This window comes from Spirulina sp. CS-785/01 (assembly GCF_028330525.1).
Lineage (GTDB): Bacteria > Cyanobacteriota > Cyanobacteriia > Cyanobacteriales > Spirulinaceae > JAQMSD01.
In genome coordinates this window covers 1-8,709 of the sequence record NZ_JAQMSD010000062.1, presented here as the reverse complement: position 1 = coordinate 8,709, position 8,709 = coordinate 1, and the positions used below count along the sequence as shown (strand labels likewise).

General features: G+C 48.2%; 9 protein-coding genes and 1 pseudogene. 3 read left to right on the top strand and 7 right to left on the bottom strand.

Features of this window, described 5'->3' with window-relative positions:
• Nucleotides 1-187, top strand: a pseudogene (locus PN462_RS03605) (hypothetical protein); the annotation flags it as partial.
• Here the strand turns inward: PN462_RS03605 and PN462_RS03600 are convergent.
• Complete coding sequence (locus PN462_RS03600; protein WP_272126594.1) at nucleotides 179-1,450, bottom strand: nickel/cobalt transporter; 1,272 nt, start codon at nucleotides 1,448-1,450, stop codon at nucleotides 179-181. The pseudogene PN462_RS03605 and the gene PN462_RS03600 sit on opposite strands and share 9 nt — an antisense overlap.
• 144 nt (nucleotides 1,451-1,594) lie before the next feature.
• Between PN462_RS03600 and PN462_RS03595 the strand changes: the two genes are divergently transcribed.
• On the top strand, nucleotides 1,595-2,527 hold the full coding sequence (locus PN462_RS03595) for an NAD-dependent epimerase/dehydratase family protein (RefSeq protein WP_272126593.1): 933 nt from the start codon (nucleotides 1,595-1,597) through the stop codon (nucleotides 2,525-2,527).
• A gap of 367 nt (nucleotides 2,528-2,894) precedes the next feature.
• Here PN462_RS03595 and PN462_RS03590 read toward each other — a convergent pair whose 3' ends face one another.
• The 6 genes from PN462_RS03590 to PN462_RS03565 all read right to left on the bottom strand — a co-directional run bounded on the left by PN462_RS03590 (nucleotide 2,895) and on the right by PN462_RS03565 (nucleotide 7,764).
• Entirely contained in the window at nucleotides 2,895-3,665 is a 771-nt protein-coding gene (locus PN462_RS03590; RefSeq protein WP_443029051.1) for an MBL fold metallo-hydrolase, read from the bottom strand.
• A 22-nt stretch (nucleotides 3,666-3,687) separates the two neighbouring features.
• A complete protein-coding gene (locus PN462_RS03585; protein ID WP_272126591.1) occupies nucleotides 3,688-4,281 on the bottom strand; it encodes an anthranilate synthase component II in 594 nt (197 codons plus the stop codon).
• A gap of 234 nt (nucleotides 4,282-4,515) precedes the next feature.
• On the bottom strand, nucleotides 4,516-5,058 hold the full coding sequence (locus PN462_RS03580) for a diacylglycerol kinase family protein (protein WP_272126590.1): 543 nt from the start codon (nucleotides 5,056-5,058) through the stop codon (nucleotides 4,516-4,518).
• 160 nt (nucleotides 5,059-5,218) lie between these two features.
• Nucleotides 5,219-5,731 (bottom strand): rRNA maturation RNase YbeY, encoded by a 513-nt coding sequence (gene ybeY, locus PN462_RS03575; protein WP_272126589.1) that lies wholly within the window; start codon nucleotides 5,729-5,731, stop codon nucleotides 5,219-5,221.
• A gap of 106 nt (nucleotides 5,732-5,837) precedes the next feature.
• The gene (locus PN462_RS03570) at nucleotides 5,838-6,026 is read right to left on the bottom strand and encodes a DUF3285 domain-containing protein (protein ID WP_272126588.1); all 189 of its coding nucleotides are present in this window, start codon (nucleotides 6,024-6,026) and stop codon (nucleotides 5,838-5,840) included.
• A 121-nt stretch (nucleotides 6,027-6,147) separates the two neighbouring features.
• Complete coding sequence (locus tag PN462_RS03565) at nucleotides 6,148-7,764, bottom strand: NAD(P)H-quinone oxidoreductase subunit 4 (RefSeq protein WP_272126587.1); 1,617 nt, start codon at nucleotides 7,762-7,764, stop codon at nucleotides 6,148-6,150.
• A 475-nt stretch (nucleotides 7,765-8,239) separates the two neighbouring features.
• On the opposite strand from PN462_RS03565, the gene PN462_RS03560 reads away from it, so the two are divergent.
• Complete coding sequence (locus PN462_RS03560; RefSeq protein ID WP_443029050.1) at nucleotides 8,240-8,626, top strand: DUF1815 family protein; 387 nt, start codon at nucleotides 8,240-8,242, stop codon at nucleotides 8,624-8,626.
• The last annotated feature ends 83 nt before the right edge of the window (nucleotides 8,627-8,709 follow it).

The following is an 8,709-nucleotide window of genomic DNA, read 5'->3' as shown; positions in this document are numbered from 1 at the left end:
GGAGTCGGGAGATGGGAGTCGGGAGTCGGGAGTCGGGAGTCGGGAGATGGGGAGTAACAACTGGTTACTGGTTACTGTTCCGGAGTTCCCTGTTTACTGTTTACTGTTCCCTGTTTACTGTTTACTGTTCCCTGTTTACTGTTTACTGTTCCCTGTTCCCTATTCCCAAACAACCCACCTAAATTAACTCTAAAATCGCCTGTACTGTCACCCCTAACCCAATTACCGCAATGACTCCAGCACTGGCAACGGGGAGGAGTTTTACGAGACGGGGAGGGGTGGGGAAGTGTTGGAAGACTCGCTTCATATTGACCAGTAAAAGACCTAACGTAGTGAGGGTTAACGCGAGTCCTAAACTAAATACCGACACTAACGCTAATCCTAACGCAGTATGTCCCACTGCCACTGTGGTTAATAACAGGACTAAGGCCGCAGGACAAGGGACTAACCCCCCAGACACTCCTAATGCAAAAATATCACTCCAATGGGTGGGGGTGGGGTGATGGTGATGGTGATGGTGATGGTGATCTTTGTGGGAATGATGGGGATGGGGATGGTGTTGGTGAGACGGTTGGGTTAACCGTTGACGTAAAAGATTAAGAGCGATCGCCAGAATAAAGCCGCCCGATAGTAAACTTAAATAGGGATAAAGCTGTTCGGGTAGAATATACTGCGACGCAAACAAGGCCACCAGTCCCAACGCAAACACCCCTAATGTATGGGTGACAGTGGTGGTTAAGCCTAATAATACCGCATGACGATTAGTGGCTTTCGCGCCCACTAAATAAGCCCCTATCATGGTTTTACCATGACCAGGGGACAAGGCGTGCGCTCCACCCCATAAAAACGCAATGGGTAACGCAAGTAACCACCCCTTGCTGATTAAATTATCCGTGGGAGTTGCAGAGAGAGTAATACTTTGTTCCGGTTGGTCGGTAGAGAGGAGAATCGTTTTCACCTGCTCATTATATTGTAAGGTCGTGAGACAGTGAGCAAAAGGCATCTCCCCATCATACAGACCATAGCGGATATTTAAACGAGTGACAGGTTGTGACCATTGGTACTCCACGGCCACCGTACTATGGGTTTGTGCGGCATTTTCTGGGGTATCCGGGAGAAGGTCTTCGGGGGAAGGGGTGACTGTGACCAGGGCTGGATTCCCCCCAGCATTGGTAAGCTGGAAGCGATCGCTAAAATAGGTTTGTAATTCCTCTTGATGATTGGCAATTTCGAGATCAGAGAGTTTCCCATTTTGGTTATCATCGGCATGGGAGACTAACACCGTGGGAAAGGTGAGTCTCACCTGTGCTTGATTGTCCTGTACCTGCACCTCCGCCAGAGTCAGATCAGACATATGGGCTAAACTGGGGAGGGAAAAGGTTTGAGAGAGAACAATTGCTCCCAAACAAGCAACCAGTGTGAGTCCGAGAAAGCGTGAGAGTTGTTTCATGATGATAGGGGTTAAATGATTTGTGGCGTATCTTGAGTTTATAAGTTAGCAGCGATCGGAGACCTAGATCGATCCCCCGAAAATTGTCTCCCGTTCCTTCTACCCCTAAAATCAACAGAAGATGGATTAATAAGGAGGAACAGCGTGCGAATTTTAATTATGGGAGGGACTCGCTTCATCGGCATTAACCTCACCCAAATTTTAGTTGAACAAGGCCATGAAGTGGTTTTATTTAACCGAGGGAATAATCCTCCCCCGGTCATGGGGATCCCCCAAATTCACGGCGATCGCAAAAAGGCGGCAGACTTAACCGAAAAACTCCAAGATCAGCATTTTGATGCCATCTTCGATAATAACGGACGCAAACAGGAAGATACTCAACCTCTGGCGGATTTATTTAAGGATAAAGTCCAGCATTTCGTCTATGTGAGTTCTGCGGGAGTCTATCAGCAGTCCGAACAACTCCCCCATCAAGAAGGAGATACCATTGACCCGAACAGTCGTCATAAAGGGAAACACGACACCGAAACCTACTTAGACCAACAGGGACTCCCTTGGACTTCCGTGCGTCCTGTGTATATTTATGGGCCTAAGAACTACAATGATGTAGAGGCGTGGTTTTTTGACCGGATTGTGCGCGATCGGCCTATCCCCATTCCCTACGACGGCACACACATCACCCAACTGGGTCACGTTAAAGATTTAGCCAATGCCATGGCCGCCATCCTCGGCAAAGAAGAAGCCAAAGGACAAGTGTACAATATCTCTGGGGAACGCTACGTCACCTTTAAAGGATTAGCCTATGCTTGTGCCGAAGCAGCCGGAAAGTCTCCTGAGACTGTAAAATTAGTTCACTTTGACCCCAAACAATTTGACTTCGGAAAACGCAAAGCCTTTCCCTTACGAGTCCAACATTTCTTCGCAGATATTCATAAAGCGAAACAGCACTTAAATTGGCAACCCGAATTTGATTTAATTTCGGGATTAAAAGATTCCTTTCAAAACGACTATCTCCCCTCTGGACGGGATAAAGCCGACATTGATTTTACGACGGATGAGCAGATTCTTCAGCAGTAAGCATTCAGCTATAGCAATTTTAAATGAGTTGTGTTAAAAACTTGGGAGCAAAAGGTAACTCCGGAACAGGGAACAGGGAACAGGGATAGGGAGTTTAGAGTTTTTTCTTACTTTTTGATTTATTACCAATCATTTATTTTTGCTCTATCAGCTATCAGCACGCCTTGGGTTAAAACCCAAGGCTAAGAGCTAAAACCCGTTTAACAATTAACCATCAACCATCAAAAATTAACGTAAGCATTCAGCGTTCAGCATTCAGCCCTCAGCTTTTGAATGAAATAAGCATTTAGCACTCAGCATGAGCGCGAGAGTATGTTAGTTTTAAGCTGACGGCTGACGGCTGACGGCTGACGGCTGACGGCTGGAGCTAAAACGGATAATTTAACACTTTAATCACCGTCTCTGAAGACAAACTCCCTACTGTAACGGCTAGAGTATCACTGCCCACTCGGTCCACGGGGTAGGAAGCAAGGGTTAGAAAATCCTCTAAGGGTTGAATATCACAATTTGTGGCATCTGCTGCCTGAGTCCGATAATGGGTGGGAATGACAATTCTAGGCCGTAGCGTTTCAATGGCCTGTAATGCCTCTTGGGGAGTATAGGCTTTTGGACCTCCCCCCACCGGGACTAAGGCCACATCCGGTCGTCCCATCAAGATTTTATGTTCAATTTCAATAGGAGCAGCGGCCCCCCCTAAATGTAAAATATCGACTCCCCCTTGAGTCCATTTCCAAGCCACATTATCCCCAAACCGTCGCCCCCCTTGACGGTCATGGGGAATGCTAATGCCTTGAAATTCTTTCCCGTCGATGAGATAAGACCCCGCTTCTCGGATGACTTTATCTTGGGAGACATTGGGGACAACGCTGGGGACTCCCTCATCAAATAACCAACTACTGGTTAACACTAAATCCGCACTAACGCTAGGAGTCCGATATCCTGCCGTACATCCTAGAGTCCGAAAGGGGTTCACTAAGACCCGTTTCCCTTCTCCGGAAAATAAAAAACAGGTGTGACCTAAATATTTAATGGTCACGCCTCCGGTTTGTGCCTGAGAAACCCGTTGTCGAGTGGTGAGAAGGCCACTGGCGGTTAGTAGGCTAACTCCGGCATATTGGAGTAATTTGCGCCGTTTCATCATTGCTGTTTTGTGTATTTACTTATTGACCTATTGATTTTAGGAAGTTTTGTAGCAGTTGTTTACCCGAAGTGGTCAGAATACTTTCTGGATGGAATTGCACACCTTGCAGCGTGGGGTAGTCTCGATGACGAATGCCCATAATCGTACCATCTTCGACCCAAGCGGTTATTTCCAGTACGGTCGGGACGGTTTCTGGGTCGATGACGAGACTATGATAGCGGGTGGCGAGGAAGGGGTTGTCTAGGTCGGCAAAGAGTCCTGTGCCGTTATGACGAATTTCTGAGGTTTTCCCGTGCATGAGGGAGGGGGCGCTGATCACTTTGCCGCCGAAGACTTGGCCTATACTCTGATGGCCGAGGCAAACCCCTAAGATGGGGACGGTCTCACTGAGTTTTTCGATGAGTTGTAGAGAGATTCCGGCATCGTCGGGACGACCGGGGCCGGGGGAAATGACGATGCCATCGGGGTTGAGGTCTTTGATCTCGGTGAGGGTGATACAGTCGTTGCGATAAACTTGGATGTCGGAGGCAATGTCGTAGGTTTCGCCCAACTCTCCGAGGTGTTGGACGAGGTTATAGGTGAAGCTGTCGTAATTGTCGATAACCAGAAGCATTTATGGATCAATGAGTAGAATCACTAGGGGTGATTTAATGGTAGCCGATCGCGTGCTTTGCTGGTTGTTGGTTCTTTGTTGTTTGTGAACAAGGGAACAGGGAATAGGGAACAGTAAACAGTAATGTTGTTTGTTCTTGGTTCTTTGTTCTCCCCCATCTCCCCCATCTCCCCCATTTCCCCCATCTCCCCCTCCCTGTGTTCTCTGTGTCTGGAGTGGTTCAATTATTAATTATCAATTATCAACTATCAACTTTAAAAATTGATAGAGGGGGGGGAGTAAGATGAGACTGGCGACAAAAATCGCTGCGATCGCAGCGATTAAAACCGCCCCCGCAGCACAGTCTTTGGCAATTTTCGCTAGTTCGTGATACGCCTTCTGAACCGTGAGATCAACCACCGATTCTAAGGCAGTATTCAATAACTCTAATACCATCACTAACGCGCAAGTGAGACCCACTACCGCCATTTCTACGGCACTCACCTGTAAAAATAGCCCTAAACTCACCGCCAGCACGGCCACTCCGGTATGAATTCTAAAATTTCGCTGGGTAGCGAAGGCATAACACACCCCCGCCCAAGCATATTTAAAACTGACTAACAAATTCGGCGCGATCGTCCACGCTAAATTCCGTTGATTGGGTTTCGCAGCAGAAATAGGAGTCGTCTTGTCCGACTGCTCTGTTCGACTCTGCCCTGTTCGATGAAGTAACGCGAACAGAGAGGCTTTCGCAGAGGAAGGATTTGCCGGAGAAGTCAGTTGTTGATTAAATGTCATAAGTCACCGACCCGATTGAAACAACAGTAGTGAGGATGAAGAACTCGCCATCGGGATTATAATCAAGATTTGCCGATCTTGTTAAATTTCTTTACGAAATACAGGTTAAGTCCTCCCCCATGTTCTACCATTAAAAACCTAAAAATCCTAGACGCTAAAATTACAGTTTCTTGACGACAAACCCCGTAAACCGGAGTAATCGCTCTTGTTCCTGTAACATTCGCTGCAAACTTGGCTCATCAGGGTGGTCCCAACCGAGTAAATGTAGCATCCCATGACTCGCCAACCATGCTAACTCAGTTTTCAGAGAATGGGACTGTTGTTTAGCTTGTCGATTGGCTGTTTCCACCGAAATAATGATATCGCCCAAATAAAGGGGTTCATCAGTCCCCTGTTCCCCCTCATAGAGTTCGCTTTCTAAGGCCGCAAAGGCTAAAACGTCTGTGGGTTGCTCTTTCTGCCGATATTGGGTGTTGAACATTTCCATGTTGCGGTCATCGGTTAACCGCAAACTGAGTTCATAGGCATTATTAGCCGAAAGACTAGGGGCAAGCTGTTCTAACCACTGGTGAAAGCAATGCTCCCATAATTCCTCTGGGAAGGGAGAGGGAAGGGGGGAGAGGGTGGGAAAATAATGATCTTCTAGGTGAAATTCGAGGGTTAGGGGAGGCATTGGGAGATGGGAGTCGGGAGATGGGAGTCGGGAGATGGGAGTCGGGAGTTGGGGGAGATGGGGGAGATGGGGGAGAACAAAGAACCCACTGTTCCCTGTTCCCTTCTCACCGAGTGAGATAGGCTAAAGCAATTAAAACCGCCAAAATACCTATTGTTGAGAGGGCAAAATGCTGTAAAGACTTGCCGCCTTTGCGTACCATATTGCGCATAGCGAGTTTGACATAACTCGGTTGGGGTTCGGGTTGAGATGGGGAGTCTGGAGGAGTTTGGGGGGTTTGGGTTTCTTGGGTCATTCTTTTGATTGATCACTCTAACTGCTAATGTAACAGTTCTTTACAAAAAAAAGGAGGGACGTTCCCTAGAACGCCCCTACAGACGGTTTTAATCCATTCAGGAAATTCGCTTAACCCGGAATTAATCCATCAAGGTTTCGGAATTGGTCATGGGAGGTGCAACTAATGCGGGGGCATTGAAAGGCAGACTCCCCAAGGACTTCGAGGGTTGTTTTTCGGCATAAACGGGGAACGCATCCCGAACTTTGGCCGCGACTTCGACGGTTTTCACATCGTAGGTGCTGGTGGCGAGTTTCGGATAGAAGCCAATGCCGACTACAGGAATGATTAAACAAAGAGCAATGAAGATTTCGCGGGGTTTGGCATCAATTCCTAGGGGATCAAGGGAGAGTTGGGTTTCGCTTTGGCCGTAGAAGACAACCCGCAACATGGAGAGGAGATAGATGGGGGTGAGAATTAAACCAACGGCGGCTAAGAAGATGACGACGACTTTAAAGGAGGTGCTGTAAACGTCGCTGCTGGCGACTCCGAGAAAGATGGTGAGTTCACTGACAAAGCCACTCATTCCAGGTAAGGCTAAGGAGGCTAAGGACCCGGCGGTAAAGAGGGCGAAGACTTTGGGCATTTGTTTGGCTAACCCGGTCATTTCGTCCATCATCAGGGTGTGAGTCCGTTCGTAGGCGACTCCGGCTAAGAAGAATAAGACGGCGGCAATGAGTCCGTGGGAGACCATTTGCAGCATTGCGCCGTTGATGCCGACTTCGGTGAAGGAGGCGATACCGATGAGGACAAAGCCCATGTGGGAGATGGAGGAGTAGGCAAGGCGGCGTTTTAGGTTGGTTTGTCCAAAGGCGGTGAAGGCCCCGTAAACGATGTTGACAACACCGAGGATGACTAAGACGGGGGCAAATTGGATGTGGGCGTTGGGTAAGATTTCCATGTTGAAGCGGAGTAACCCGTAACCGCCCATTTTCAGGAGAACGCCGGCCAAAATCATGGAGACGGGGGCAGAGGCTTCGCCGTGAGCGTCGGGAAGCCAAGTGTGGAAGGGAAAGAGGGAGAGTTTTACGCCGAAGGCGATGAGGAAACCAACGTAGGCGAGGGTTTCGAGGAGGATGGGATATTGACGGAGGCCGAGTTCGGTGAGATCAAAGGTGGTTTGTTCTCCACAGAAGGCGAGTCCGAGGACGGCTGCGAGGATGAAAAGGGAGGCTAAAGCGGTATAAAGGATGAATTTGGTGGCGGCATAGCGACGCTTTTTCCCGCCCCAGATGGCGATGAGGAGATAGACGGGTACGAGTTCCAGTTCCCACATGAAGAAGAAGAGGAGGGCATCGGTGGCGGCGAAAACGCCCATTTGTGCGCTATACAGCACTAACATTAAGAAATAAAATAAGCGGGGCTTATGGTCAACGCGCCATGAGGCCAGGAGAGCTAATGTAGTGATTAATCCAGATAATACAACGAGGGGCATGGAGAGGCCGTCGAGGGCTAGGGACCAGTTTAAGCCGATTTGGGGAATCCAGGGGATGGTTTCGCTGAGTTGGAAGCCGGCTAAGGTGCGATCGTAGGATGACCAGACGGCGTAAACGGTGAGGGCGAAGTTGAGGAAGGCAATGCCTAGGGTGTACCAGCGAACGGTGTGTCCTTTTTTATTGGGGAGGATGGGAATTGCTAGGGAAGCCACTAGGGGCAGGAGGATGATGGCGGTTAACCACGGAAATGAATCAGTAAACATGACAGTAGGAGTAAATACTTATGAGTATGATACTTGCTATTCTATGAAGTTTTACTAAGATTTGAAAAGAACTTAGACAAAAAAAATCAATGAGACCCATTGGAATTCTTAAATCTCTCTCAGGTCAGGGATTTGATCCAGTCCGGTGAAGGGGCATGGGGTGATAACTGTGAAGTTTTACTCCTTTTGTGGATCTCTTGACTTTTTCTTTCGTCTATGCTGTTTTGAGAGGAGGTCTAATTTTTGTGTGCATTCCGTCGATTTTTGACGGAAAAGGGGTACGCTAGCAAAAAGATGGCAATTACCGTTTATGCCCTGTGGCCAATGTTTGTATGGTTCTGCTGGTCTGGCTTGAAAAGACTGGACTTGCTCAAGAGGATCAGGGTTCGCTATGATTGTTGGTCTGAGTGCCAAAACCTTAAAAAATGTTTACAAGGTTTATAAGAGTACCAATCTGGTGTTAGGAGGACAAACTGTGTTTATACGACTCGCACAACAACACCGCCAATTTGTTCGAGATTTAGTGATGAATTTGCAAGCTCTAGCGACGGTGCTGGAGAATCGAGGTTATTTAGCGTCCTGCTACACCTGTGGGAGTGAAATGAGTAGTGCTTCGTTTATGGTGAGTTTGGGTGAAAACCATCTGATCCGCTTTTTGGTGTCGGATTATGGGATCACTTGGACGGAGATGCGTGACGATCGCGAGTTAATGAAACTGGAGGGGGCTGAGGCCATTAGCCAGCTTCAGGAGTTGGCGAATTTGATTAAGTATGAAGGGACTCCTGGGGAGACGGGAGTGACTCCTGATCCGCAGTCGGGGAAGGTAAAGGGGGCTTTTTCTTCTGCGATCGCTACGAATTAACCCATTGTGTCTAAATGCCTAATCCTGATCAGGAACTCGTGAAACCTTTGATTGATGGGGAAGATGGGGGAGATGGGGAAGAT